At 68.8% G+C, this 23,408-nt stretch carries 26 protein-coding genes; 10 read left to right on the top strand and 16 right to left on the bottom strand.

All coding sequences use genetic code 11. The features are described from left to right. Positions 1 to 148 precede the first annotated feature (148 nt). From AB0L33_RS29295 to AB0L33_RS29350, 12 genes are all read right to left on the bottom strand, one after another. A complete protein-coding gene (locus tag AB0L33_RS29295) occupies positions 149 to 616 on the bottom strand; it encodes a DUF6082 family protein (protein ID WP_365686222.1) in 468 nt (155 codons plus the stop codon). Between the two features lie 71 nt (positions 617 to 687). Continuing rightward, entirely contained in the window at positions 688 to 1,263 is a 576-nt protein-coding gene (locus AB0L33_RS29300) for a DUF6624 domain-containing protein (protein WP_365686223.1), read from the bottom strand. Next, entirely contained in the window at positions 1,260 to 1,895 is a 636-nt protein-coding gene (locus tag AB0L33_RS29305; protein WP_365686225.1) for a hypothetical protein, read from the bottom strand. The genes AB0L33_RS29300 and AB0L33_RS29305 overlap by 4 nt, the downstream gene beginning before the upstream one ends. Next, positions 1,892 to 2,383: a DNA-binding protein gene (locus AB0L33_RS29310; protein WP_365686227.1), complete on the bottom strand. Its 492-nt coding sequence runs from the start codon at positions 2,381 to 2,383 to the stop codon at positions 1,892 to 1,894. The genes AB0L33_RS29305 and AB0L33_RS29310 overlap by 4 nt, the downstream gene beginning before the upstream one ends. Positions 2,384 to 2,430: 47 nt before the next feature. Next, positions 2,431 to 3,663, bottom strand: a complete 1,233-nt coding sequence (locus tag AB0L33_RS29315) for an acyl-CoA dehydrogenase family protein (protein WP_365686228.1) — start codon at positions 3,661 to 3,663, stop codon at positions 2,431 to 2,433. Between the two features lie 34 nt (positions 3,664 to 3,697). After that, positions 3,698 to 4,342, bottom strand: a complete 645-nt coding sequence (locus AB0L33_RS29320) for a GAF domain-containing protein (RefSeq protein WP_365686230.1) — start codon at positions 4,340 to 4,342, stop codon at positions 3,698 to 3,700. Next, entirely contained in the window at positions 4,342 to 4,902 is a 561-nt protein-coding gene (locus AB0L33_RS29325; RefSeq protein ID WP_365686297.1) for an ATP/GTP-binding protein, read from the bottom strand. The genes AB0L33_RS29320 and AB0L33_RS29325 overlap by 1 nt, the downstream gene beginning before the upstream one ends. A gap of 46 nt (positions 4,903 to 4,948) precedes the next feature. Further along, a complete protein-coding gene (locus AB0L33_RS29330; RefSeq protein ID WP_365686231.1) occupies positions 4,949 to 5,347 on the bottom strand; it encodes a DUF742 domain-containing protein in 399 nt (132 codons plus the stop codon). Then, the gene (locus AB0L33_RS29335; protein ID WP_365686233.1) at positions 5,344 to 5,850 is read right to left on the bottom strand and encodes a roadblock/LC7 domain-containing protein; all 507 of its coding nucleotides are present in this window, start codon (positions 5,848 to 5,850) and stop codon (positions 5,344 to 5,346) included. Before AB0L33_RS29335 ends, AB0L33_RS29330 begins: the two co-directional genes overlap by 4 nt. 65 nt (positions 5,851 to 5,915) lie before the next feature. Next, entirely contained in the window at positions 5,916 to 7,406 is a 1,491-nt protein-coding gene (locus tag AB0L33_RS29340) for an ATP-binding protein (RefSeq protein WP_365686235.1), read from the bottom strand. 26 nt (positions 7,407 to 7,432) lie between these two features. Beyond that, on the bottom strand, positions 7,433 to 9,319 hold the full coding sequence (locus AB0L33_RS29345; protein WP_365686236.1) for a glycoside hydrolase family 15 protein: 1,887 nt from the start codon (positions 9,317 to 9,319) through the stop codon (positions 7,433 to 7,435). Positions 9,320 to 9,449: 130 nt separating this feature from the next. Next, positions 9,450 to 9,821: a DUF6415 family natural product biosynthesis protein gene (locus tag AB0L33_RS29350; protein WP_365686238.1), complete on the bottom strand. Its 372-nt coding sequence runs from the start codon at positions 9,819 to 9,821 to the stop codon at positions 9,450 to 9,452. A gap of 309 nt (positions 9,822 to 10,130) precedes the next feature. On the opposite strand from AB0L33_RS29350, the gene AB0L33_RS29355 reads away from it, so the two are divergent. Further along, positions 10,131 to 11,519 carry a Tat pathway signal protein gene (locus tag AB0L33_RS29355; RefSeq protein ID WP_365686240.1) on the top strand — a complete coding sequence of 463 codons (1,389 nt, stop codon included), beginning with the start codon at positions 10,131 to 10,133 and terminating at the stop codon, positions 11,517 to 11,519. A gap of 57 nt (positions 11,520 to 11,576) precedes the next feature. Then, positions 11,577 to 12,065: an SAM-dependent methyltransferase gene (locus tag AB0L33_RS29360; protein WP_365686241.1), complete on the top strand. Its 489-nt coding sequence runs from the start codon at positions 11,577 to 11,579 to the stop codon at positions 12,063 to 12,065. 50 nt (positions 12,066 to 12,115) lie between these two features. On the opposite strand, the gene AB0L33_RS29365 is transcribed toward AB0L33_RS29360, so the two are convergent. Further along, on the bottom strand, positions 12,116 to 12,568 hold the full coding sequence (locus AB0L33_RS29365) for a hypothetical protein (protein ID WP_365686244.1): 453 nt from the start codon (positions 12,566 to 12,568) through the stop codon (positions 12,116 to 12,118). Positions 12,569 to 12,827: 259 nt separating this feature from the next. Here AB0L33_RS29365 and AB0L33_RS29370 point away from each other — a divergent pair, with 259 nt between their 5' ends. Together AB0L33_RS29370 and AB0L33_RS29375 are read left to right on the top strand one after the other, a co-directional pair. Next, entirely contained in the window at positions 12,828 to 13,700 is an 873-nt protein-coding gene (locus AB0L33_RS29370; protein ID WP_365686246.1) for a helix-turn-helix transcriptional regulator, read from the top strand. Beyond that, entirely contained in the window at positions 13,697 to 13,918 is a 222-nt protein-coding gene (locus AB0L33_RS29375) for a DUF397 domain-containing protein (RefSeq protein WP_365686248.1), read from the top strand. Before AB0L33_RS29370 ends, AB0L33_RS29375 begins: the two co-directional genes overlap by 4 nt. 119 nt (positions 13,919 to 14,037) lie before the next feature. Here AB0L33_RS29375 and AB0L33_RS29380 read toward each other — a convergent pair whose 3' ends face one another. The 3 genes from AB0L33_RS29380 to AB0L33_RS29390 form a co-directional block, all read right to left on the bottom strand. Beyond that, positions 14,038 to 15,153, bottom strand: coding sequence for an XRE family transcriptional regulator (locus AB0L33_RS29380; RefSeq protein ID WP_365686250.1), 1,116 nt, complete (start codon positions 15,151 to 15,153; stop codon positions 14,038 to 14,040). A gap of 88 nt (positions 15,154 to 15,241) precedes the next feature. Further along, positions 15,242 to 16,048, bottom strand: coding sequence for a hypothetical protein (locus AB0L33_RS29385; protein ID WP_365686252.1), 807 nt, complete (start codon positions 16,046 to 16,048; stop codon positions 15,242 to 15,244). Between the two features lie 101 nt (positions 16,049 to 16,149). Next, positions 16,150 to 17,049, bottom strand: coding sequence for a hypothetical protein (locus AB0L33_RS29390; RefSeq protein WP_365686253.1), 900 nt, complete (start codon positions 17,047 to 17,049; stop codon positions 16,150 to 16,152). Between the two features lie 726 nt (positions 17,050 to 17,775). Here AB0L33_RS29390 and AB0L33_RS29395 point away from each other — a divergent pair. From AB0L33_RS29395 to AB0L33_RS29420, 6 genes are all read left to right on the top strand, one after another. Next, on the top strand, positions 17,776 to 18,909 hold the full coding sequence (locus AB0L33_RS29395; RefSeq protein WP_365686254.1) for a tyrosine-type recombinase/integrase: 1,134 nt from the start codon (positions 17,776 to 17,778) through the stop codon (positions 18,907 to 18,909). 344 nt (positions 18,910 to 19,253) lie between these two features. Next, positions 19,254 to 20,531 carry an alpha/beta fold hydrolase gene (locus AB0L33_RS29400; RefSeq protein ID WP_365686255.1) on the top strand — a complete coding sequence of 426 codons (1,278 nt, stop codon included), beginning with the start codon at positions 19,254 to 19,256 and terminating at the stop codon, positions 20,529 to 20,531. A gap of 12 nt (positions 20,532 to 20,543) precedes the next feature. Continuing rightward, complete coding sequence (locus AB0L33_RS29405; protein WP_365686257.1) at positions 20,544 to 21,203, top strand: MBL fold metallo-hydrolase; 660 nt, start codon at positions 20,544 to 20,546, stop codon at positions 21,201 to 21,203. Between the two features lie 48 nt (positions 21,204 to 21,251). Further along, a complete protein-coding gene (locus tag AB0L33_RS29410; RefSeq protein ID WP_365686259.1) occupies positions 21,252 to 22,031 on the top strand; it encodes an exodeoxyribonuclease III in 780 nt (259 codons plus the stop codon). 54 nt (positions 22,032 to 22,085) lie between these two features. Continuing rightward, entirely contained in the window at positions 22,086 to 22,526 is a 441-nt protein-coding gene (locus AB0L33_RS29415) for a DUF6278 family protein (RefSeq protein WP_365686260.1), read from the top strand. 138 nt (positions 22,527 to 22,664) lie between these two features. After that, on the top strand, positions 22,665 to 23,408 hold the full coding sequence (locus tag AB0L33_RS29420; RefSeq protein ID WP_365686261.1) for an amino acid ABC transporter ATP-binding protein: 744 nt from the start codon (positions 22,665 to 22,667) through the stop codon (positions 23,406 to 23,408).

Consider the following 23,408-nt stretch of genomic DNA (forward strand, 5'->3'; position numbering starts at 1 on the left):
CACGGTTTGGCACTGGCCCGGCCGGTACCGCGTCATTGGTGCTCTCCCTCTCATTTGCCCACGGATCGGACGGAGTGCCCCGTCCGATCCGCGCGACAGCGGGCTTTAAAGGCGATCCAGGAGTCGTTCCGTGGCGACTCCTGTGGTGTCACGCTGCTGCGGGCTGGGCTTCCCGACTGGCCCGGGCGGCCTGGTCCAGCACCCTGGTGAAGCGCTCGGCGCGCGCGTCGCCCGCAGCTTCCTCGGCCCGGAGTTGTCCGTACTTGTCCCAATAGCGCTGGCAGACCTTGTAGGACATGGCCATCTCAGCAAGGAACGGCAGGCATCCCTCGCGAACGAGGCCGAGGCGGTCACGCAGGCTGAGCGCGCAGATCAGTTGGTTGGCCGCGAGGAGCGACATGTACTCCTCGACCTCCATGTCCTCTGGCTTCCACAGCTCCGCGAGGTCGGGGTTGGTTGCCGCCTTCTCCAGCCAGTCGATCTGGTTCCGCGCGGCAGCAACCTCATTCCGCTCGACCTGATGCCGTGCGTCCTGCCGGAGCCGGGCGACTCCAACCACGGTGGTCGCGATGGAGACGGCGGCGCCGGCCGCGAGGACAGCGGTGGTGAGCTTCATAGCAAAGTCCTTCTCGTGTAGAGGTGATCGATGGGTGCGTCTGACCGTTGGTTTGGGCGGGGCTCGTTGGATCAGGCCACCTCCGCGAGCACGACCGTTGCGACGTCGTCGACGAGGTACGCCGAGGCCAGCCGACGGCGCACCCTCTCCAACGCGTCGGCGATCGGCGGTAGCCCGACGGAGGACCTCCGCTCGTCCAGGGAGTCGGGATCGCGCACCGGACACAGTTCAACTCCCGCCGCGTTGAGCACCTGCTGAGTCCCGAACTCTTGCGAGAGACCGCTGTTGGCAAGGGTGCGGTCTTGGAGGTGAGCCCAGTGCGGGACGGGCGCGTCGCCCTCCTGGACCGCGCGCTTCAGCAGGGTGGTGGCCGCCCGCTGCAAGTCGGGGTCTTCGTCGGCATGCAGGGCAAGGCTCCACGCGGCCCGCGCCGCGTCGAGGCCGACGAGGCGATGGCCGGGCCAGTCGTGTTCCGCCAGGATGCGGCGCAACACCTTGGCGTCGACATGATCGGCGTGACGGTCGTGGCTGACCTCGACGCCGTTGAGCCGGTTGCGTATGCGCCGGGTCCGGCGGCCTGCCGCCTGGGAGGCGCGGGCGATGAGTTCGCGGGCGAGGTCCGGCCGCTGGGGCTCGATGGCGTTCATTCGCTGGCCTGCCTGGTTGAGGTCGGGTGCAGCTCGACGTGGCAGCCGATCAGTGCGCTCAGGCCGGATCGGTGCTCGGCTCGGAGGTCGAGGCGGGCGGCTCGGTCACCATTTCGTCCGGGGCCCGTACCGCGCAGGTCCCAGCCGAGGTCGACGAGCCGACGCAGCAGACCGGCAAGGGGCTCGGCCAGGAGGTCACCGACGACCAGCATCTCTGCCCGGACGAGCGGCACGTCGAGGCGGGCGGCACAGTCGGAGGCCCAGAGGGTGATCAGCCGGTTGAGGTCGTCAGGGTGGCCCGGGAGGGTGTGGATGCGGTGCAGGAAGAGGCACGGCCCCGTGCCCCAGCAGAGGTTGTCCAGGACCTGCGGGATCATGCAGGCCAGCAGCAGCCCGTCCTCGAACAGCCCGGTGGCCGGCGTCTGCGGGTCTCGGAACATGGCCGGGACATTGACAAGGGTGGGGACCGCCAGGCCGCGCTGCGTGAGCCAGCGCTGACGATCCTGGACGAGGGCCGCGGCCTCGGAACGTTCGGCGTCGGTGCGCAGAGGACGCATCTCGTACACGGGCCGTACCCCGCGATCGTCCCTGGAGCAGGGCGCCTCGGTGGCGGGCGATGCGGATGCTGTCACTGGTCTGCCTCGCCTTTCACCTTGCTGGCCTGCTGGCCGCCCAGCAGGCCCCAGGCGTGCCCGAGGACGACGAGCTCCATGACGTGGGCGGCGCCAGTGTCGCGGAGCAGCGCGTCGACCGCGGGCTCAAGGTCCACGGGGGCGATCTTGGCGGCGAGCGCCACTTCATACCGGGTGCTGTGCGTCGCGACCGCGAACAGCAGCAGCTTCTGCTGGGCGTCGAGGTCGGGCACCCGCCGACGTGTCGCGGGCGGAGCGATCTGCCCAGCGGTCAGTGCCATATGCACGACGACGTGCAGCTTGCAGCGAGGCGGGCAGTGGAGGGCCGCACGCACCTCCCGGACGTACCCGCGAACGGTCTCGTACGCCATGGCGCTGGGCGCGGCGATCTCCCGCAGAGTCAGGTTCTCCATGAGGTGCTCGACGACGTTCTTCAGTGCCGGCCGCAGCGGTGTGATCGGCGCGTTGTCCTTCATGGGCAAGGTCACGGATGTCTCTTTCTCGGATGGGTTGGCTAGGTGCAGCGCGCCGCGGTTCACAGGGCGGCCGGGCCCGGCGGGGTGGCGAAGCGCTCTGACCACTGCTGTTGGTATTCGTCCAGGGCTTCCTCGGCGAGGCGTATGCGTTGGACCTCGCCGGTTCCGGCGGGCGGGTAGAGGTGCTGGGTATCGCGCCACATGCGCTGCAGGGGGTAGCCCGTGTCCAAGGCGTGGGCGCCGTGCAGCTCCATCGCATCCTGAACGGACTGGGCAGCCCACTCGTGGCCGAGGAGTTTGGCGGTGATGAGGTCGGGGTCGCAGGGCAGTCCCCGGTCAAGGCAGCGCGCGGCCTGGTAGGCGAGCGTCCGCGCCGCGCGCAGGCGCGCTTCCATGCCGCCGACCCGGCCTCGCAGCACGGGGAGGTCGGACAGTGTGCTTCCGTACCGGGGCCGCGCCTTGAGGTACGCGGTCGTGGTCGCCAGGGCGGCCTCGTGGAGGCCGAGGCTGAGCGCGGCCAGGTTGAGCCGGCCGTACAGGATGCTGCTGCTCTGCGCCACGTCGAGCCCTTGCCCGACGTCGCCCAGGCGGTTGTCGTCGGGGACGCGAACGCCGTCGAGGTCTAGGCGCCCGGCGGAGAAGCCGCGCAGGCCCAGGCCGGGGCTGTGGGCCGCGACGGACACGCCTGGGCGGCTGGATTCGACCATGAAGGCGGTCAGGGCCTTGTCCGCGCGTACCCCGTCGTCAGTCCGTGCGACGACGAGGTGGGTCTTCGCGAGGTGGCTGTTGCCGATGTGCGCCTTGGCACCGGTGATGACCCACTCGCTGCCGTCGCGTTCGGCGAAGGTCTCGATGCCGCCGATGTGCCCGCCGGCGGACGGTTCCGTCACGGCGATCGAGAGCAGCCCGGACCCGTCCGCGACCTGTGGCAGCCAGTGCTGCTTCTGCCCGTCGGTGCCGAAGTTCATGATCGCGCCGACGGGGATCAGGGTGGCCTGCAGGATGGCCGCCGCGGCTCCGGAAACCCGGGCGATGCGGTGGATGAGGATCGTCCTGGCGACGTGGTCGTACCCCATCCCTCCGAAGGCAGCCGGGACGGTGACGGCGAACCACTGCCGGCCGGCCATCAGGCTGGCGATCTTGCGCTCCACCCTTCCCGGGGCAGCCTCCATCCGTGCGGTACGAGGTGCGACGTGGTCGGCCGCGAAGGCGTCCGCCTCGATCCACAACTGTTCGTGGCGGTCGCTGAGGAACGGGCGCAACGTCGGCGGAGGCGTGGTGGTCGCGGTCATGGTCCTCTCCAATCCCCGGTGAAGTGGCGGTGGCCTACGGTCTGTGAAGGGTGTGGAAGCGACCGGCGGGCGGGCGGGTCATGGCCTCCATCACCTGGGCACCGGTGTCGACGACGATGTCCCTGATCCGCGTCGCGTCGCTCAGAGACCGCCGTTCGGGGTCGATGACGCAGACCGTGCCGAGCACGACGCCGCTCTCGTGGATGAGCGGTGCTCCGAAGTAGGCGCGGATGCCGACCGCGTCGGCGACCTGGTTGCCGCTGAAACGGGGGGAGGCGTGCACGTCCGGGAGCGGGAGGGCCTTCTTGCGGTACATCACGTCGGGGCACCAACCGTGGTCGCGGCTCATCGTGCGGCCGACAATCACGTACCCGCTGCCCGGGTCCGGCTGGTGCAGGCCGATGAACGTCTGTTCGTCCAGGAACAAGTTGACGAACCCGTACGCGAACCCTGTTCGACGGGCCATGCCGCGGGCGATGGCGTCGTAGTCGTCGCTTCCCGCGAGGGGTACGCCCAGGCGGTCCAACAGTGTGTAGCGCTGCGCCAGTTCGGCGTGTGCACTCGGCGGAGCGGGTGCGCCGGTGGCGGGCGGGGTGAACGGTCCGCGTCCGGCGTCGCCCGTGGCGCGGCGGGGCAGTGAAGGGGGCGTGAGGAGGGGGTCGGTGGGGTGAGGTGACATCAGGCATCCTGCCTCGTGGGTGTGGACCGCATGGCGTGGTCGATGAGGGTCAGCAGGACACCGGCGACGTGCGCGGGGGTGCGGGCATCGCAGGTGACCACGGGTACGTGGGGGGCGAGGCGGAGCGCAGCGCGGACCTGGTCGGGCTGGTAGCGGTGCGCTCCGTCGAACTCGTTGACAGCTACGACGAAGGGCAGGCCAAGGTGCTCGAAGAAGTCGATGGGGGCGAAGCTGGTTTCGAGGCGTCGGGTGTCGACGAGGACGATCGCGCCGACGGCGCCGCGGGAGAGGTCGTGCCACAGGGCACCGAACCGGTCCTGGCCGGGTGTGCCGAACAGGAACAGCTCCATGGGCATGGGCGGGTCGGGCAGGGTGAGCCGGCCGAAGTCGAAGGCCACCGTGGTGGTCACCTTCGACTCGATGCCGGCCAGGCTGTCCACGTCCGCGCTCGCCTGGGTCAGGTACTCCTCGGTGCTCAGCGGGGTGATCTCGCTCACCGCTCCGACGGCGGTTGTTTTGCCTGCGCCGAAGCCTCCGGCGATCACGATCTTCACCACCACCGGCTCGCTTGCGCGGCTGGGCAACTCCTGTTGATGCATGGTCGGTTCACCCGGCTCGTCGGTAGTTGTCAGCAGTCGGCCACCTGCGTTTCAGGCCGGCGGCGAGGGCCACCAGCAGTTGAGTGGAGGGGGCCTGCGACTCGCTGCCGGCTGCGTCGTACGGTGTGGTCACGGGGAGCGTCAGTGCTTCGCCGTCCAGGAGGTCCGACACGAGGATCTTTACGACCGTGACCGGGCGGGCCAGCACGCCCGCCAGCTCCGCCACCGAGCGTCGGCGCTCCCGGCACAGAGCGAGGATCTCCTCGTACTCGTGACCGTGGGCGGGCCCGGGGCGGCCCGGCCCCGCGACCACCACGGTCTCCAGAGCGAGAACGTGCCGGGGCAGGGTGCGCCCGCCTGTCAGGGCGTACGCCCGCACGTACTCCTCACGGCCGTCCTCGGTCACTGGACCTCAGCCCCCACGTCGGCGCGGACGGGAATCAACATGTACGAAGCGAACTTGGTGATCAGGCGGCCCATGGCGAACCCGATGGCACCGACCTCGGCGTTCGGCGCGGCGACGACGGCCAGGATGGTGTCCACGGCGCCGCCGGGCAGGGATTCGAAGAGTGCGCTGCGTCCGGCACTCTGCACGAAGAGGAGGCAGTCGCCCCGCTCGACGATGATCTGACCGGCGGGGCTCCTCGTGGTGTTCGGGCCGGGGATGCTCGCCGCGAGGGAGGCAAGGCCGCCGACCGCGGCCGACAGCTGGTCCGCCCAGTCCTTTTCGATGCCGCTGTCCAGCAGCCGAAGCGCGTCTCGTGACAGCAGGACGGCGTGCGTGACTCCTGCGGTTTCGGCGACGAACTGTTGCAGCATCCAGGCCATGTCGTCCTGCTGTTCGTAAGCCGCGGCCTTGTGAGGGGAGGGCGTGCGACTCACGTCATTCATCGCGGGGCGGGTGTTCATAGGAATCACTCCAGGGGGACGGGCGGACATTGGTGGGTGGCAGGGGCGGGGCGAGGGCGCGCGTTTCAGGGGCCGGTCTGCTGCGTCGACGCGGGAGGGGAGTCAGCTTCCGTGCCGGCCTTCAGGCCGGCATGGAAGGCTCCTGCGATCCCTGGCGACGGTGGGGGCGCCGTGACACGCTCCCGCTCGGGCGGGAGGCCCGACGTCTCGGCCGCACGCTTTCGAGTGGGCAGCGGGGGCGGATCTTCCGCGGGTTCTGTCCCTTGGGGTATCCGCGCCTGTGCGACGGCGTGAGCGGGAGTGTGCGTTGCCGGCGGCGGGACCACGGAGGGGCGAGCAACGCTCGATGACACGCCTGGGTCCTGGACGGAGGGGAAGGGGACCAGAAGTCGGTCCGGTACGACGACCAGCGCGTTCGTGCTGCCCAGGACGTTCTCCTGCAGGCGTACGGTCATGCCGTGCGCCTGGGCGATCTTCGCGGCGACCAGGAGGCCGAGCTGTCCGGCCCGGACCTGGTTGCTGACGTCCACCCGGTCCGGTGCTGCGAGCAGGCGGTTCATCTGTTCGCGGACCTGCGGATGTATGGGGACGGCCCGGTCCTCGACCTCGATCGCCAGCCCGGCGGCGACCCGCTGCGCGCGCACCGTCACCTTCGTCGCCGGATCGGAGCACTCCAGCGCGTTCTCGATCAGCTCGGCCAGCAGGTGCGTGAGGTCTGGCCCGACGTGGCCGGGCAGACCGATCTCGGCGCCGGCGGAACCGGCAGCGACGCTCACGCGCGGGTACTGGAGCACCTCGCACACCGCGCCGCGCAGCACGGTTGCGAGCGGCACGGGCTGGCGTGCGCTACGCAGGGACTGTCCGCCCAGTACGGCGGTGCTCTCGACGTGGCGGCGTATCCGCGTCACGAGGTGATCGATCTGGAAGCTCGTGTGCAGCAGTTCCGGGTCGTCGGTCAGCTTCTCCAGCTGAGTCAGCGCCTCAAGCGCCTTGCCGACCAGAGCGTGCTCGCGCTGGGCGAGGCGGCGCAGAACTTCCAGCAGCAGGAAGGACTGCGACTCGTCGTGCACACGCACGAGCGAGATGATCGCCTGGACCTGCAGCGCGTTCAGAATGTCGAGGACTCCGGCGTTCGGGTCGTCACGGCGGGGCGAGTGCATCTCCGGGACGGGCGGGCGCCCTCCTCGGCACAGCTCCTCCACCGACCAACGCAGCGACTTCTCCACGGCCGCCGCCGCCGTTTCGACCGCCGCGAGTGTCTCGGTCCGTGCCTCGGTCACCGTGGTGTCTACGAAGGCCGCGACGGTGCGGGTCGCGCGGGCAGCCACCAGTGCCACCACGACCAGCCCGACGCCCAGGCCCACCACGACCCAACCGGGTCCCACCGCGGAGACCGAGCGGAGGGATAAGGCGGCTGCCAGCACGGCGGCCAGGAGCACCAGAGGCACCGAAACGGCGCGGCGGGCGCGGCGCAGCGTGTGCGGGTCGAGGCGGGGAGGACGGCCCCGGCGGTGGCCGACGACCGCCGGCCTCGCCGGGAGGGCGCTATCAGTCATGGAAGTCCTCGTCAGGGTCGGTGTGGTCAGGCGTGTTGCGGCGTCCGACCCGCACGGTCCTGGGCCGAGCCCGGGGCCGGGAGCGCGGGGGCACTGGTGCTGGTCGCCGACTCCGCAGCGAAGCGTTCCAGGAGCAGAGCGCTGTGGACCATGCCCATGTGGGGGAACGCCTGGGGGAAGTTGCCGAGCTGTCGCCGCTGTACGGGGTCGTATTCTTCGGCCAAGAGACCGAGGTCAGTGCGCAGGGCCAGCAGGCGCTCGAACAGAGCGGTCGCCTCTTCGACGCGGCCGGTCAGCGCGAGAGCATCGACGAGCCAGAAGCTGCATAGGACGAACGCCCCCTCGTCACCAGCCAAACCGTCGACCCCGGCGGAGGTGCCGGACGTTCGGTATCGGGCGACGAGCCCGTCGACCGTGGCCAGTTCCTGCTGGATCGCGTCCACGGTGCCGATGACGCGAGGGTCGTCGGGCGGCAGGAATCCGGTGGCGGCGATCAGGAGAGTGGCGGCGTCCAGCTCCGTGGAGCCGTAGGACTGGGTGAAGGTGTTGCGTACGGGGTCGAAGCCCTTCTCGCACACCTCGTGGTGGATCGCGTCGCGCAGTTCGATGAGGGCGACGAGGTCCATGTCGAGCGCACCGGCTTCGACCAGGCGGATGGTGCGGTCCACCGCCACCCAGGCCATGACCTTGGAGTGCACGAAGTGCCGGCGCGGTCCGCGGATCTCCCAGATGCCTTCGTCGGGCTCCTGCCACCGCCGGGCCAGGATCTCGATGAGCCGCTGGTGGAGCACCGCCGTGTCGGCACAGCGTGCGACACCGCTCAGGTGTGCGAGATACAGCAAGTCGATCGCTTCGCCGTACACGTCGAGCTGAAGCTGACCGGCGGCCCCGTTGCCGACCCGTACGGGGGCGGAGCCCTCGTACCCGGGCAGCCACGGCAGCTCAAACTCCGGAAGATCGCGCTCGGCCGTGATCCCGTACATGATCTGCAGGTTCTCCGGATCGCCGGCCACGGCACGCAGCAGCCACCGCCGCCACGCCTGAGCTTCCTCTACGTGCCCGGTCCCCAGGAGCGCGCCCAGGGTTGTCGCGGCGTCTCGCAGCCAGGTGTAGCGGTAGTCCCAGTTCCGGATGCCGCCGATCTCCTCGGGCAGCGACGTGGTCGGCGCCGCGACTATCCCACCGCTGGGCGCGTACGTCATCGCCTTCAACGTGATCAGCGACCGGACCACGGCATCCCGATACTGTCCCTCGTAGGAGCCCTTCCGTGCCCAATCCGCCCAGTAGCCGAGCGCCGCGGCGAGGGCTTCCTTCGGGTCCGGCGCGTTCGGAGCGGGGGAGTGCGACGGGCACCAGGTCAGCACGAACGTCTGGGTCTGCCCGGCGGAGAGGGTGAAGGCGCTGACGATCACGCCGTCCTTCTCCACCTGCTCAGCACCGGTGTCCACCCACACTGCGTCCGCTCCGGCTTCGGCAACCATGCGTCCGCCGACCTCATGGATCCAGGGATGGACACGGCCGTAACCGAAACGGGGGCGCATGGTCGAGCGCATCTCCACCGTGCCCGTCAGTCCCCTGACGATCCGGATTACCTGCGGCTCGCCCTCACGCGGCGGCATGAAGTCCGTGACCTGCACCACGCCCGTCGCCGTGCGCCAGACCGACTCCAGGACGAGGGAGTCGCCGACGTAGCGGCGTTCGGCGGCGATCTCGCAGCCGGGGTCATCGGCCGACGCCGCCGGCGCGATCCGCCAACTGCCGTGCTGCTCCTCACCGACCAGTCGTGCGAAGACAGCCGACGAGTCGAAGCGGGGCAGACACAGCCAATCCACCGAACCGTCGTCGCAGACGTGCGCACTGGTCTGCGAGTCGCCGATCAGGCCGTACCGCTCAATACGTGGATGACGTGTCATCGTAAAAATCTCCGTAAGCCCCGCGAGGGGCATCGCTTCGGGGAATGGTGGCTGCGCGCACGGCCATCGCGAACGACGAGCCAGGCCATCGGGCCGAGGATGAGCGCAATGAGAGCAGCGCCGGTAGCGGTCACCTGCGCGGCACCGAGGCGGCAAGCACCAGGGCAGCGAGGGCCAGGGCGAAGACGGCGCCGCGCATGACGTTCAGCGGCGGCCTCCGCCACCGTCGCCGCGGCGACTTCACGCCGACTGCGCTGTCGGTCCTCGCCGCGGCGAGGAGCTGCTGGGTGGCCGAGGCCAGTTTGACGAGATGAACGCGGCCGGGCAGATAGCCGTCGGGAAGGCCCACCGAGCAGAGCTCCTGCGCCCGAAGGAGGGCCGGCTCGGTCGGCGACGCCAGAGGGCCGAGGCGCTGGACGTGGCCTCGCAGCCGCAGGACGAGATCCTCCACATCGGCGGCGCTCTCGGGCACGGGCGAGTCCTCGCCCAGCACCAGCAGCACCGTCTCCGCAGCAGCGGCCCTTTGATCCCGCCCCAGTTCCGGCCCGTTGAAGGGCTGTCTACCCCGCGTGCGGTAACTGGTACTTGAGGAAGCCTGTCGCGAGGCCAATAAGGAACGCATGACCCAACCCCTGTTCAAATCAGGCCAACTTGCACCGACGGAGGTACGTACGACAGCCGGTCCCAGAGCATCGCGAGTGATACAGCCGCTACGTTGAGCGAACCGCGAAACCCCGACGAGGGGTACGTCTGCGAGGCGGTCGAGGCCGTCAAAGGCGTCAAAGATCATTTCGGAACCGGGGGGCAGCCCATGGCCCGTGAGCGAAACAAAGCTCTGGCCGGACTTTTGCGCGAAGCGGGCTGGTCCCAGCCTCAAGCCGCCGCCGGAGTCGCTCGCGTAGCCGCAGAGGTCGGAGCACGCGAACTGGAGGCCGTCTCCCGCTCTCACATCGCGATGTGGGTCCAGGGCACGAAACCGTCCGGGCGAGCGCCTCATATCCTGGCCGAGACGCTGTCCCGCAGGCTCGGCCGCCGCCTCACCCTCGCCGACCTCGGACTGGAAGACGGGCCAACCGGCACGGCTGACAACGGTTACGACTGGAGCGTCGACTCTCTGACCGTGCTGGCCGAGCTGGGAAGCGACGACCTGGACATGCACCGACGCAAGCTGCTGGCGACCACCGCCTACTCGGCCGCCGGCCTCGCACTGCCCTCCGCCGCGTGGTGGGCAGCCGCCCCGGCCGAAGCCTCCTCCCGCCCAGCGACCTCGCCGCGGCGCGTCACACAAGGCGACATCGACGACGTACGCGGGCTGACCGCCTTCTACTCCGCCCGGGACCAGCAACGCGGCGGAGCCTCGGGCCGTTCGGCCCTGGCCGGTCATCTCCGCGACGAAGCCGTCCCCCTGCTGGGCAGCACCTTCCGAACCGAACAGCACCGCCGGGACACGTACTCGGCCGTGGCGGAGATGACGTACCTCGCCGGATGGATGGCGTTCGACGCGTCCGAACACCGCACCGCCCAGCGCTACCTCACCCTCGCCGCACGCCTTGCGGCCGAAGCCGCCGACGGCCCACTCGGCGGCCATATCCTTCGCGCCCTCGCCCACCAGGCCGTCGACCTCGGACATCCCCGCCGAGCCTTCGACCTGGCCGACGCCTCGATGTCCCGCACGCACTACGCTCAGGCCAGCTCCCGCGAGAAGGCCCTCCTCGCTATCGTGCATGCCCGCGCCCTGGCCGCCGACGGCGACCGCCGTGGCACCCTCGCAGCCATCCGCCGCGCCGAGAGGGACCTCGCACGCGCCGATACCGAGACCGCTCCCGACCGCGTCGGGTTCTTCCAGGAAGCCTCGCTCGCTCACGAAACCGCTTGCGCCCTGCGTGATCTGGGCGACTCCAAGGACGCCGAAGCCCACTTCAAGCACAGCGTCGCCACCCGTCGAAGGCAGCAGTACGCCCGCACCCACAGCGTGACCCTCGGATACCTCGGAGCGGTCCAGGTCCGCCAGGGACACCTCGATGAGGCATGCGCCACCTGGGAACAAGCCCTCGACGCCATGGCCGGCATCCAGTCGGGCCGCGCCCGCGACGTCATCATCCGTATGCAGAGCGACCTCTCCCCGGTACGGCAACGCGGAGGCCGCCGCGTCGCCGAACTCGACCGCCGTGCCACGGAGATGCTGCGCGCCATAGGGTGACCACAAGACGGGCCAGCCCACGGCACACACCACTCCGGAGATGAGGGAAGAGCGTCGATGGACACGTACGAGGTCGAACCGGTCGCCACAGTCGTCGGGGGCCATACCCGCGTTCAGGACGACTACCAGGGCGGTGTCCAAGCCATCATCAGGCTCAACGACGCATACCCTCTCGAAACCCTTCAGGGCCTCGAGGAGTTCTCCCATCTGACGGTGACCTGGACCTTTCACCTGGCCCGGCCGGGCGATGTCCAGCTCCACGCGAGGAGCCCACGGGGCAATGCGCAGTGGCCGGCGACCGGCACCTTCGTCCACCGGAATCACCGCAGGCCCAACCAGCTGGCCATCAGCTATCCGAGACTGCTCGGCGTGGAAGGCCGTGACCTCCTGGTGACGGACCTCGACGCCGTCGATGGAACGCCGGTCCTGGACCTGGCGCCGTACTTCCAGGAAATGGGGCCCCGCGGCCCCGTACGCCAGCCTGCGTGGCCCGGGGAGATGCTCGCCGAGTACTGGCGCAACGCCGCCGAGCGTTCTGGGCGCTGAACGCGCGTCCACGAACGTGCTGTCGAGGCTCCTAGGGGCGGCCCTCGTAGTCATACGGCGGCGCCTTCCCCGGTGGTTACAGGGGTGGTGGTTCGGCCGCGAGTGCCCGCCCAGCCATCGGCGGTCAGGTGAGCATCCCGTCCATCGCTCGACAGCTGCAGACCCCTGCTCGAATTGCGCTCGGTGTACTGCTCGATGTGCCGACGGAGCGCTCGTGCCATAGCTCGTACTCGAGTCCAGGAAGCGACCGCGACGTCGGTGCCCCCGGGCACGCTGCTGAGCAGTGCCTGGACCTCCCGGCGCTGCTCAGCAGCCTTTTCCTCATCCTCGGGAACCCCGGCACCTAAGAACAGGCGGAGCTGGACCTCCAGGGCGGTGGCCTCGGCATCCATCTCCGAAAGCGTTGTGGTACCGAGTTGCAGCGAGAGACCTCTGTTGGCGATCGAGGTCGCGGTGGCCGGGTCAAGAAGGAAGTCGCCCTGATCGCTCGGGGGGTGGGTCATAGCTTCTCCTGTGCCTGTTTCGTGCGAAACGTGCATGTCAGAGTGCCGACATCTCCGACGCCTGGATGCGAGTGGCGGGACGTGGTGTCCCGGACGCGAGACGCCGAGTGGCTGGGGGCGCGAGCCCCTCCAGCAAGAGCAACGATGGAGTATGAGAAACGTTTCTCACAAGCAGTAGTTGCCAATTCGACGCGGTTGCGCGGCAATTGGCATATGCCGGTACCGTCCACCGGTACTCTGCGAGCCAGGGAGGTATGTCGTGAGCGAAGGGCGCACCAACATCCACCGTCGCCGGTTCGGATCGGCGCTGACGTCGCTCCGTAAGAGTGCGGGGCTGACGGGAGAGGAAGCTGCGGAGCGGCTCGGACTCGCCGGCAAGTCGGCACTGTCCAAGATCGAGAGCGGCAAACAAAAGGTCACCGGCTTGGGTCTCACCGCATTCTTCGCCGTGTACGGCGTGACGAGCGAGGCGACCATGGCCAAGGTGAGGTACATGGCCACTCTCGCGGCCCCAGCGAAGCGCACGAACTTGCTGGATGGTTACCAGGACACGATCACGGATGCGTTCGAGGACTATCTAGACCTTGAAGGCATGGCGACCAGCGCGGACGTCTTCTTCGTCCAGGTCATACCAGGTCTGCTGCAAACCGAGCGCTACGCGACGTCCGTCGTGGGCGGAAGCGGGATGTGGGACTCTGAGCAGAAGGTCGAGGCGTTCGTGAAGCTGCGCCTGGCGCGGCAGGCGGCCCTGAAACGGGACGAGAGCCCACTGAGTCTGAAGTGCGTGATCGACGAGGCGGCGCTGCGACGTGTTGTAGGCGGCCTCGCGGTGATGCGCGAGCAGCTCCAGTGGCTACAGCAGGTGACGAAACAGTGGGAGCATGTCACCATCCAAGTGCTCCCCTTCAGTACAGGTGCGCATGCGGCTCCGGATGGCTCGTTTCAGATCCTGAAATTCGCGATGGGCTCGCCCGTCTGTGTGGTTGAGACGAAGACAACCAGCCTCTACCTGGAGGAAGATGAGCACGTCGAGCTCTACGGTCGCGCCTTCGCCGACCTCTGCAAGCAAGCGCTCGATCCCACGGCCACTTGCCGCTACATCGAGAACATGATCAAGGACCTTGAGACATGAAGAGCACTGTCGATCTGACCAATGCCACCTGGGCGAAAAGCGCGCTGAGCAGCGGCGGCAACAACTGCTTGGAGGTTGCCATCGTCGGCGACGTAGTCGCACTACGTGACTCCGTGGACGTCGGTGACCCCGACGCCAAGATCCTTTTCGTGTCCCGCACCGACTACGACCTCTTCACCCAAAGTGTGCGGGCCGGCCAGAGCGACCTGCTGCCGTAGCCCGCGCATCCGTACGCAGCAGGACGCCCTTTTTGCTTCGGCCGGGGGCGTCCTGTCGCGTGGACCAGCCGCAACGCCACGTATCTGCTGATAACAAGCCCATAGGCTCGAGATGGCATTTAGGGGGCGCTTCCGACCAGCCGCAAGGCCGGCCGGTCCTCCTCTGTACCGAGTATCCGGCGGACCTGGGGCACGCTCCAGGCCAGTTCACGTGCAAGCTCTGTGATCGTCAGTCCGTGGTCACAGGCAAGCGCGAACGCCTTGGACAGCAAGGCGGGTTGCTCGCCGGGGTAGCTGGCTAGCGGGTCGGGAGCGAAGCCGGGCTGCCCCTTGAGGCTGTGCAGGCGCTGGTAGGCGCGGCTTGCTGCGGAGTCCGACAGGAGTCCGAGTTCTCGGCAGCGATACAGCAGGGAGTGCACCGAGACCCCCCACACGTCGCGCAGCTGCGACAGCTTGTGCAGGTCGGCTCGTGCGGGCAGTTCGGGCAGGATCGAGTCGCGGGGGGTGAGGAACTCCGCTGCGAAGGTGTCGGCCTCACGCTCCTGGGCGACGTCACCAGGGCTGGCGTCACCGTGCAGGACCAGATGGCCCAGCTCGTGGGCCGCGCTGAAGCGGTGCCGATAGACGTCGTCGGTCCTGTTTGGAGTCAACACAACCAGGGGCCGGGGAAGCCGCGATGTGGAGAAGGCGTCGACGGATCGCAGATCCTCGTCGCGCTGGGGGGTGATCACCACGATGCCGCGTGCTTCCAACCGTCGGATCAGGTGGGTGACCGGGCCGGCACCTAGACCCCACTCGATACGCAGCGCTCGGGCGGCAGCAGCCGGATCGCTGGGCAGTTCGGTTCCCGAGAGGACCTCCCCACCGGCGAAGCCGGGCAGGTCGACCAGCGGGAGCCGGACGCGCTTCTCCAGTGCGTAAGCCAGTTCCCAGACCTGTTCCGTGAACGCGATGGCCTTGGCGCGCTGGTAGGACCGCGTGCTGCGCAGGCTGCGGAAATGCGCGGCCGAGGGGTCCAGCCGTGCGTGGGGGCGCCCTGACAGGAAGTACGCCAACGGCACCTCCAGCACTTCGGCCAGCTGCGGGAGGATTTCAGGGCGGGGCCGGTTGGTCCCCATCTCGTACTGACTCACTGCGGCCGGGGTCACTCCCAGTTCGTCGGCCAGGCGCCTCTTCGTCATCCCTAGCAGGCAGCGCGCCTGGGCAAGCCGGGCGGGGTCGAATACCTCATGCACGGCGGCAGGGGAGGGCTGTTCCAACCCGGCGCGGCCTTTGCGGGCGCTGCGGCTGCCGGGCGTAGTGAACAACGATGGTTGCGTTTCTTTACTCATTGCCGTCTTCGGTCTCGGGGGTTGTCGGTTCCTGTTCGGCGGACGGGTCCTTGACGGGCTCGACGCGCGGCGCGACATCCAGCGAGGGCACCTCGCCCCCGGCCCAGCCCTGCGTGGGGATGGCGGCGCTCGAATCCTGCAGATCGCGGCGAGGGCTACCTGAGTCCTGCGCGGTGGCGATGCTCATGTCGAGTCGCTCGGGCTCCCACAGCATGGTGCCGTCGTCTTCGAGTGAGTGGGGCGTGCCCCACCAGGCGGCCAGAATCTCGTCGCTGTCGGCGTTGGCCGCATACGCGACGTAGATCACTGTCAACTTTTCCGCGTTGGCCGCCGCAGCGGCTTCGGCCACTGTGGGGTCCAGCTCCGCGCCGGCGATCTCGGGAGTGTCGAACAGGGTCGGAGCGGGGTCGACGCCGTTGTCACGGGACACCTGCTGCGGGATCTTCGTGCTCAGCTTGGCCCGGGAGATCGGCTCCGTCAGCGTGGTGGCATGCCGGAAGGGAATCAGTACCCGTCCGTCGACCACCGCCAGGCTGTACGAGGCCCCTGTAGGCTTATGGGGCTTGTAGCCGGGCAGCGAAGCCAAGTCGAACTGCGAGACGACAAGTTGGTAGCGCGTGGCCCACATGCTGCCGTAAGGACGCTTGTCCTGGGCCCCAGCGCCTTCCGCCGCCACCTGAACCAGACGTGCCGCCTTCTGGCCGCGGGCCAACCCTGTGACCACATGCCGCATCACTTCTGCGGCATGCTCGCCGAATTGCTCGACGGCCCACCGCGACGGCGTGACCTCACCAGCCATGATTCCCCCCAAGGGGCTTGGCGCTTACCGAACGACCGACAATCTAGCACCCTTGCTTAATATTTCAGCGTCAACTTCCCATAGGTGTCGGGGAGGAGCGCTTACGTGGCAGTCCGCCGACGCTCCGCCTCTGCCGCGCGCCGCAGCCGCTCCAGCTTGAGGGGCAGCAGCTGGCGCAGCCCGTCGTATCGCAGCCGGCCGACCCGGTACGAGGTGATCAGGCCGTTCTCCTCCAGCGGCATCCCGGGCGGGCGGATCACTGTGTTCCCCTGGTCGTCGAGGACGCCGTCATGGTTCATCCAGAGCGACACCCACAGCTTCGAGGTGCCGTGGGCACGCTGCATCAGGTCCTTGCGCACGCCCAGCCAGCGCTCCAGCGCGGCCCGGGTCAGTGCTGAGGTCTCGACCCACTCCCCCTCGCTGACGCCGCCGCCCTGGGGACGCCGCTCGACGTACACCGCGCCGTTGTCCTCGCCCAGGTCTGTGGTACGCAGCTCGACCAGCTCCCCGCTGCGCGCCGCGGTGTCCAACTCGACGGCGAGCAGGGCCGTCAGCCGCGTCTGCCCCGGGGACATCGCGCCGCCGAGGTACCGGTCGAGCTGACGGGCCAGCGCGGACAGCGTTGCCGCCTCCGGCGCGGGCTGCAGTGGGATCTCCCCGCCGCCCAGGCGCAGCGGAGGCATCCCAAGCGCCTCGCGCAGCAGGTCGATGCACTTACGGCGGATCTCATTAGTCGCCTCCGACGTGGGCGGGAAGCCACCACCCACCAGCCGGTGCCGCAGGGCCCCCGATTCCGCAATCCGTACATACGGGCGGAGCGACTCTTCCTCCAGGAGCCGCCGCAGGCTGCGCCGTGCCGGGACCGGCAGTGCGCCCCGCTCCAGCGCCCGCTGCAACTCCCCGCGCATCATGTCCAGCTGACGCCGACGGGCCGCGCCGGCGCCTAGGCCGTCGAGCAGTTGGTCGAGCGCCTGAACCGAGAGAAACTTCGACGTCTGCACGCCGCGATTGTCGCGTACCAGCGCCGGCCCGTTCGGGGATACGGAGGGATTCTCGATTGGCGGCGCCTGCGCGCCGACCGCCCAACCCGGCTGCACTGAGGTACCCACGGTCCGAGCCAGCCATCGGATGCGTGAGTCGACGTCGTCCAGTATGGCGCACCTACCCTCGCCGAGCCTGAGCGCCCTTTTGACTCGCGCGCCGGCCAAATGCCGGCGGGAGATGCGCCAGGTGCAATGCCTGCTATTCCTCATTCGCTCACGGCAGACGAGAAAGGAGCTGCAAAGGCTGGAAGTCTCCGCAGAGGTATGTCAACGTACAACACCCTGCACCGCATGGCTGGTCAACTCATCCCCGACGTATCCCTGTTTGCGAGCGTTGTCGCTTTGTCCGCCTATTTGTCGCGCCACCAGCGTATGCGCCACGTTGAAAGCGTGGGTCGCGCGCAGTCGGCGAGCGCAATATAAACAACGATCGCCGGTTGGCCAAACCGGCGATCCTGACGATCCTCGAAGCATGTCGCGTATACAGCTGTGCTTGGCGGTGGATCTGCGTGAACCGTCAGATGTCGCTCTGCACCTTGGCGTGGAGCGACGCTGGTCCGTCGTCAACCGTTTGAGCCGGTGCCTAGTCGGCGTAGGCCAACCATAGAAGGAGTGTGAGTAGCCCTGTCCGATCCGATCAAGAAGCTCCCCCCAAACTCTAAGGGTCAGGTGCGATACCGGTTCGTGGTCGACGCGGGAGTCGACCCTGCAACCGGAAGGCGTAGGCAGTTGACTCGTACGTTCCCCACGCTCAAGGAGGCGAAGGTTGAGTACGCCCGCATCACCAACCGTCGCCAGGAGGGGACGTTCGTCCCTCCCAATAAGATCACTCTCAACGAGTGGCTAGATCGGTGGCTGGAGATGAAGGCGGATGATCTGGAAGAAACGACTATCTATAACTACCGGGTTACCTTGGATCGGGTTCGTGGGAGATTGGGTCCTATGCAACTTCAGGAGCTCGCGGAGGAGGACGTGGAAGAGTGGATGCACTGGGCGTTGAAGTATGGGCGCGTGCGCGGTGGAAGGGCTGGAACTCCGCTTGGGGTGACCAGTGTGGAAATGAGTCTCGCGCGATTGAAGGATGCCTTGAGTCGTGCGGTGACGCGCAGGCTGCTAACCGTTAATGTGGCCCAGCACGTTACAATTCCGCGTAGAGCGCGTAAGGAGGAGCGGAAGAGAAAGCAGGAGTTGAAGCCGTGGAACGTGCAGGAAGTCCAGACGTTCATTCACGGCATCAAGGCGGAACGGCTTTATGCCCCCCTCCTGCTGTCCCTTATGGGGCTGCGCCCCGCTGAAGTCTGCGGACTTCGGTGGGAGGACGTCGACCTGGAAGATGCCACGATCATCATAGCCAACACCCGAACAATGATGGGGAATCGGTACGTCGTGGAAAAGGACACCAAATCTATGGCCGGGGAACGTGATCTTCCCTTGCCCGGTCTAGTGTTGCTGGCCCTCAGGATGTTCAAGACCCTCCAGGCTAAAGAACGGTTGGCCCTCGGCGAGGCTTACTCGGACTCCGGCTACGTCGTGGTGCACGAGACCGGGGAGGCTTTCACGATCAAGCAGCTCCGTAGGCGCGCGTATAGGCTGATGGAGGTCCTTGGCCTGCGCAGAGTGCGTCTCTACGACGCTCGTGCCTCCTGCTTCACCTTCCTTGCTAACAACGGTGTGCCGGATCACATCCTCGCCCGCTGGGCCGGGCACACGAACGTGAAGACCACGAAGAAGTGGTACGTGAAGCCCGATGTTGAAGACCTGCGCGAAGCCGCCAGCACGTGGGATGGTCTGCACGGTGACCTGAACGGTCGCATGTGAGGCCGGCGACGTATCTCAGAGGGTGGCCATCAGGTGCTGATCGGAGTGCCCTGTACGGTTTCCCGCCTGGTCGTCCCGGCCTTCAGGACGGCGCCACACGCTTTGCAGCAAAGTGCGAACAGTCGGCGGCTAACCTGATGAAGGAAGCAGCGCCTCGGCGCGTGGAGCAGGCGCGAGCGCGGCCAGCAGGACAGGCTGCGCCAAGGACGCCCGTGCACCCTGAGAGGCTCATCATCAGTCGGTTAGGCGTCGGCAGTGCTCGACGAGCCGAGCCGCTGGATGCATCGGGCCGGTCGGCTTCCCCGGCTGTGTGAGATTTTGTGAGACGTGAGAGGGTGCGGGGCGTGAGTGATACACCGCCGAACACCATGCAATACCGCTTTGACGGGCCGGAAGACGCCCCGGTCCTGGTCATCGGCCCCTCACTGGGTACCACATGGCACATGTGGGACCGCCAGATACCCGAGCTCACCCGGCACTGGAGAGTCTTCCGGTACGACCTCCCCGGTCACGGCGGCGCCCCCGCCCGGCCCGCGACCACCGTGGCCGAGCTGGGGGACCGGCTCCTCGCGACGCTCGACGGGGTCGGGGTCCAGCGGTTCGGGTACGTGGGGTGCTCCATCGGCGGGGCGATCGGCGCGGACCTGGCGCTGCGGCACCCGCACCGGGTCGCCGCGCTCGCCCTGGTGGCGTCCTCCGCCCGGTTCGGCAGCGCCGACGAGTTCCGGCAGCGCGGCGTCATCGTCCGTACGAACGGCCTGGAGCCCATGGCGCGCACCGCGCCCGAGCGCTGGTTCACGCCCGCCTTCGCCGCGGCGCAGCCCGCCATCGTGGAGTGGGCGGTCCAGATGGTGCGGACCACCGACCCGGGGTGCTACATCGCCGCCTGCGAGGCCCTGGCCGCGTTCGACGTCCGTACGGAACTGAGCCGCATCCCCGTCCCCACCCTCGTCGTGGTCGGCGCCGAGGACCGGGTGACCGGGCCGGGCGACGCCCGCACCCTGGTGGCGGGGATACCCGACGCCCGGCTCGCGCTGGTGCCCGCGGCCTCGCACCTGGCGCCCGTCGAGCAGCCCGGGGCGGTCACCGATCTGCTGCTCACCCACTTCTCCACCGCCTGGCAGGACACCCAGGCCGCCATCCCGATGCCCGACTCCGTGCCCCGGCTCTCCGCCCCCGTCCAGCCCGTCGCGGAGATCGCCCCCGCCCGGCCGGCCCCCGAGGCGGCGGCCGGCGGGCGCCCCGATCCGTACGCGCCGGGCATGCGGCTGCGGCGCGAGGTGCTGGGCGACGCGCAGGTGGACGGGGTCCTCGCCGCCGCCGACGACTTCACCGGGGACTTCCAGGAGCTGGTCACCCGATACGCCTGGGGCGAGGTGTGGAGCAGGGAGGGGCTGGACCGGCGCACCCGCTCCGTCGTCACGCTCACCGCGCTCGTCGCCTCCGGGCGGACGGAGAGCCTCGCCGCGCACACCAGGGCCGCCCTGCGCAACGGGCTCACGCCCACCGAGATCCGGGAGGTGCTGATGCAGACGGCCGTGTACTGCGGGGTTCCGGCCGCGAGCGCGGCCTTCACGATCGCCCAGTCGGTGATTCGGGCGGAAACGACGCCGCCCGCGTAGCAGGATGGACCCATGAGCAGCCACGCCGGGAACACCGCGCCGACCCTGACCAAGCAGTCGCACTCCTGCATCCGCCTGGAGAAGAACGGGCGCACGCTCGTCATCGATCCGGGCGGCTTCTCGGAGGGCGGCGCGGCGCTCGGCGCCGAGGCGATCCTCGTGACGCACGAGCACCCCGACCACTTCGACGAGGGACGGATCCGGGCCGGCCTCGAAGCCGACCCGGAGGCCCGGGTCTGGACCCTGCGCAGCGTCGCGGAGCAGCTGAGCGCGGCCTTTCCCGGGCGCGTCCACACGGTCGGCCACGGCGACACCTTCTCGGCCGCCGGATTCGACATCGAGGTGCACGGCGAGCTGCACGCGGTGATCCACCCGGACATCCCGCGCGTCACCAACATCGGCTTCCTGGCCGACGGGCACGTCTTCCACCCGGGCGACGCCCTGACGGTGCCCGGCAGGGCCGTCGACACGCTCCTGCTCCCGGTGATGGCCCCGTGGAACAAGATCTCCGAAGTGATCGACTACGTGCGCGAGGTGAAGCCGCGCCGCGCGATCGACATCCACGACGCGCTCCTCACCGACCTGGCCCGGCCGATCTACGACCGGCAGATCGGCGAGCTGGGCGGCTCCGACCACGGCCGGATGGCGCCGGGCGACTCGACGGGCCTGTGACGGCCGCCGCCCCGGCGGCTGTCAGTGGCAGGCGTTAGGTTTACGTACATGCGCATCGCCACCTGGAACGTCAACTCGATCACCGCCCGCCTGCCGAGGCTGCTGGCCTGGCTGGAGAGCAGCGGCACCGACGTGCTGTGCCTCCAGGAGACCAAGTGCACCGCCGAGCAGTTCCCCACCGACGCGCTCCGCGAGGCGGGCTACCATTCCGCGGTCAATGCCAACGGGCGGTGGAACGGGGTCGCGCTGATCTCCCGAGCCGGCCTGTCCGACATCGTGATGGGCCTGCCCGACGGCCCGGCCTACGAGACCGCGCAGGAGCCCCGCGCGATCAGCGCGACCTGCGGCCCGGTGCGCCTCTGGTCGGTGTACGTCCCCAACGGCCGCGAGGTCGCCCACGAGCACTACGCGTACAAGCTGCGCTGGCTGGAGGCGCTGCGCAAGGCGGTCGCCGCCGACGCCGCCGGAGCGACTCCCTTCGCCGTGCTCGGTGACTTCAACGTGGCCCCGACCGACGAGGACGTCTGGGACCCGGCCCTCTTCGAGGGGGCCACGCACGTCACGCCCGCCGAGCGCGAAGCCCTGGCCGCCCTGCGCGCCGAGGGCCTGTCCGACGTCATGCCCCGCCCCCTGAAGTACGACCGCCCGTACACCTTCTGGGACTACCGCGAGCTGCGCTTCCCGAAGAACAAGGGCATGCGCATCGACCTCGTCTACGGCAACGACCCCTTCGCCGCGGCCGTCAAGGACAGCTACGTGGACCGCGAGGAGCGCAAGGGCAAGGGCGCCTCCGACCACGCCCCGGTCGTCGTCGACCTCGACCTCTGAGCGGGCCGCGCGCCCTGTGGTGCGCAGGCGCGCCGGGATGCGATTCTGAGTGGTATGAACATCCCTTTCCTGGACAACTGGCGTAAGCGTCACGACGGGACGCGGAAGACGGGCCTCGCGGGCGCCGTCGACGCCGATCCGGAGGGCGTGGCCGAACTCCTCGCCGAGTGCGAGCTGCTCCGGGTCCGGGTGGGGGAGAGCGGCATCGAACTGGACGACACCCCCGCCTCGTTGACGGCCCTCGACCAACTGGTGCCGCGCTGGCGCGACGACCCGGAGGAGCTGCCCTGGCTGGGCAACGACGCCGGGCTCTACCTCGGCACGGTCCTGGTGCGCAACGTCGCCGGTGCGCACTGGCACATCTGGCCGAGCGGCCAGCCCGTCGTGCGGCTCGCCTCCGGCCGCGAGATCGACGTGGTCGAGGCGGGCCTCGACTGGGCGATGTCCGGCAGCCCCGAACTGTCCCAGGTGTACGCGGAGTCCGCCGAGGGCTGAGCGCCCCTGCCGCCCGGCGGACCCCGCGAAGCGATAAGAATCCTTTTGCCCCATTGGTGCGTGTCGGTCGGGAAGTCCCTTGCCGGGCTGGTTAGTTTGCGCTGACCTCGACCGAGCGACAAGTGGGTAGGGCAGCGTATGGCCGTCGATCCGTTGATCGAGCTGCGAGACGTCAACAAGTACTACGGGAAGTTGCACGTACTGCAGGACATCAATCTCACCGTCGGCCGCGGGGAGGTGGTGGTGGTCATCGGCCCGTCCGGCTCCGGCAAGTCGACGCTCTGCCGGACGATCAACCGGCTGGAGACCATCGAGTCCGGCCGCATCACCATCGACGGCAGGCCCCTCCCCGAAGAGGGCCGGGGACTGGCCCAGCTGCGGGCCGAAGTCGGCATGGTCTTCCAGTCCTTCAACCTCTTCGCGCACAAGAGCGTCCTCGCGAACGTCTCGCTGGCCCAGGTCAAGGTGCGCAAGCGGAAGAAGGACGAGGCGGACCAGCGCTCCCGCGAACTCCTGGACCGGGTGGGGCTCGGCGCGCACGCCGACAAGTTCCCCGCCCAGCTCTCCGGCGGGCAGCAGCAGCGCGTCGCCATCGCCCGCGCGCTGGCCATGGACCCCAAGGCGCTCCTGTTCGACGAGCCGACGTCGGCGCTCGACCCGGAGATGATCAACGAGGTCCTGGAGGTCATGCGGCAACTCGCCCGCGAGGGCATGACCATGGTCGTCGTCACCCATGAGATGGGCTTCGCCCGCTCCGCCGCCAACCGGGTCGTCTTCATGGCCGACGGCTGCGTCGTGGAGGACCGCACCCCGGAGGACTTCTTCACCTCCCCGGAGAGCGACCGGGCCAAGGACTTCCTGTCCAAGATCCTCAAGCACTGA

The sequence above is a fragment of the Streptomyces sp. NPDC052299 genome (assembly GCF_040679335.1).
In the GTDB taxonomy this organism is placed as follows: domain Bacteria; phylum Actinomycetota; class Actinomycetes; order Streptomycetales; family Streptomycetaceae; genus Streptomyces.

Excerpts from the sequence above, each read along its gene's own strand:
- AB0L33_RS29365 (WP_365686244.1), bottom strand. The coding sequence starts at position 12,568 with ATGACCCACCCCCCGAGCGATCAGGGCGACTTCCTTCTTGACCCGGCC.
- AB0L33_RS29315 (WP_365686228.1), bottom strand. The coding sequence starts at position 3,663 with ATGACCGCGACCACCACGCCTCCGCCGACGTTGCGCCCGTTCCTCAGC.
- AB0L33_RS29320 (WP_365686230.1), bottom strand. The coding sequence starts at position 4,342 with ATGTCACCTCACCCCACCGACCCCCTCCTCACGCCCCCTTCACTGCCC.
- AB0L33_RS29415 (WP_365686260.1), top strand. The coding sequence starts at position 22,086 with ATGAACATCCCTTTCCTGGACAACTGGCGTAAGCGTCACGACGGGACG.
- AB0L33_RS29405 (WP_365686257.1), top strand. The coding sequence starts at position 20,544 with ATGAGCAGCCACGCCGGGAACACCGCGCCGACCCTGACCAAGCAGTCG.
- AB0L33_RS29300 (WP_365686223.1), bottom strand. The coding sequence starts at position 1,263 with ATGAACGCCATCGAGCCCCAGCGGCCGGACCTCGCCCGCGAACTCATC.
- AB0L33_RS29340 (WP_365686235.1), bottom strand. The coding sequence starts at position 7,406 with ATGACTGATAGCGCCCTCCCGGCGAGGCCGGCGGTCGTCGGCCACCGC.
- AB0L33_RS29355 (WP_365686240.1), top strand. The coding sequence starts at position 10,131 with ATGGCCCGTGAGCGAAACAAAGCTCTGGCCGGACTTTTGCGCGAAGCG.
- AB0L33_RS29410 (WP_365686259.1), top strand. The coding sequence starts at position 21,252 with ATGCGCATCGCCACCTGGAACGTCAACTCGATCACCGCCCGCCTGCCG.
- AB0L33_RS29375 (WP_365686248.1), top strand. The coding sequence starts at position 13,697 with ATGAAGAGCACTGTCGATCTGACCAATGCCACCTGGGCGAAAAGCGCG.
- AB0L33_RS29360 (WP_365686241.1), top strand. The coding sequence starts at position 11,577 with ATGGACACGTACGAGGTCGAACCGGTCGCCACAGTCGTCGGGGGCCAT.
- AB0L33_RS29345 (WP_365686236.1), bottom strand. The coding sequence starts at position 9,319 with ATGACACGTCATCCACGTATTGAGCGGTACGGCCTGATCGGCGACTCG.
- AB0L33_RS29420 (WP_365686261.1), top strand. The coding sequence starts at position 22,665 with ATGGCCGTCGATCCGTTGATCGAGCTGCGAGACGTCAACAAGTACTAC.
- AB0L33_RS29295 (WP_365686222.1), bottom strand. The coding sequence starts at position 616 with ATGAAGCTCACCACCGCTGTCCTCGCGGCCGGCGCCGCCGTCTCCATC.
- AB0L33_RS29335 (WP_365686233.1), bottom strand. The coding sequence starts at position 5,850 with ATGAACACCCGCCCCGCGATGAATGACGTGAGTCGCACGCCCTCCCCT.
- AB0L33_RS29385 (WP_365686252.1), bottom strand. The coding sequence starts at position 16,048 with ATGGCTGGTGAGGTCACGCCGTCGCGGTGGGCCGTCGAGCAATTCGGC.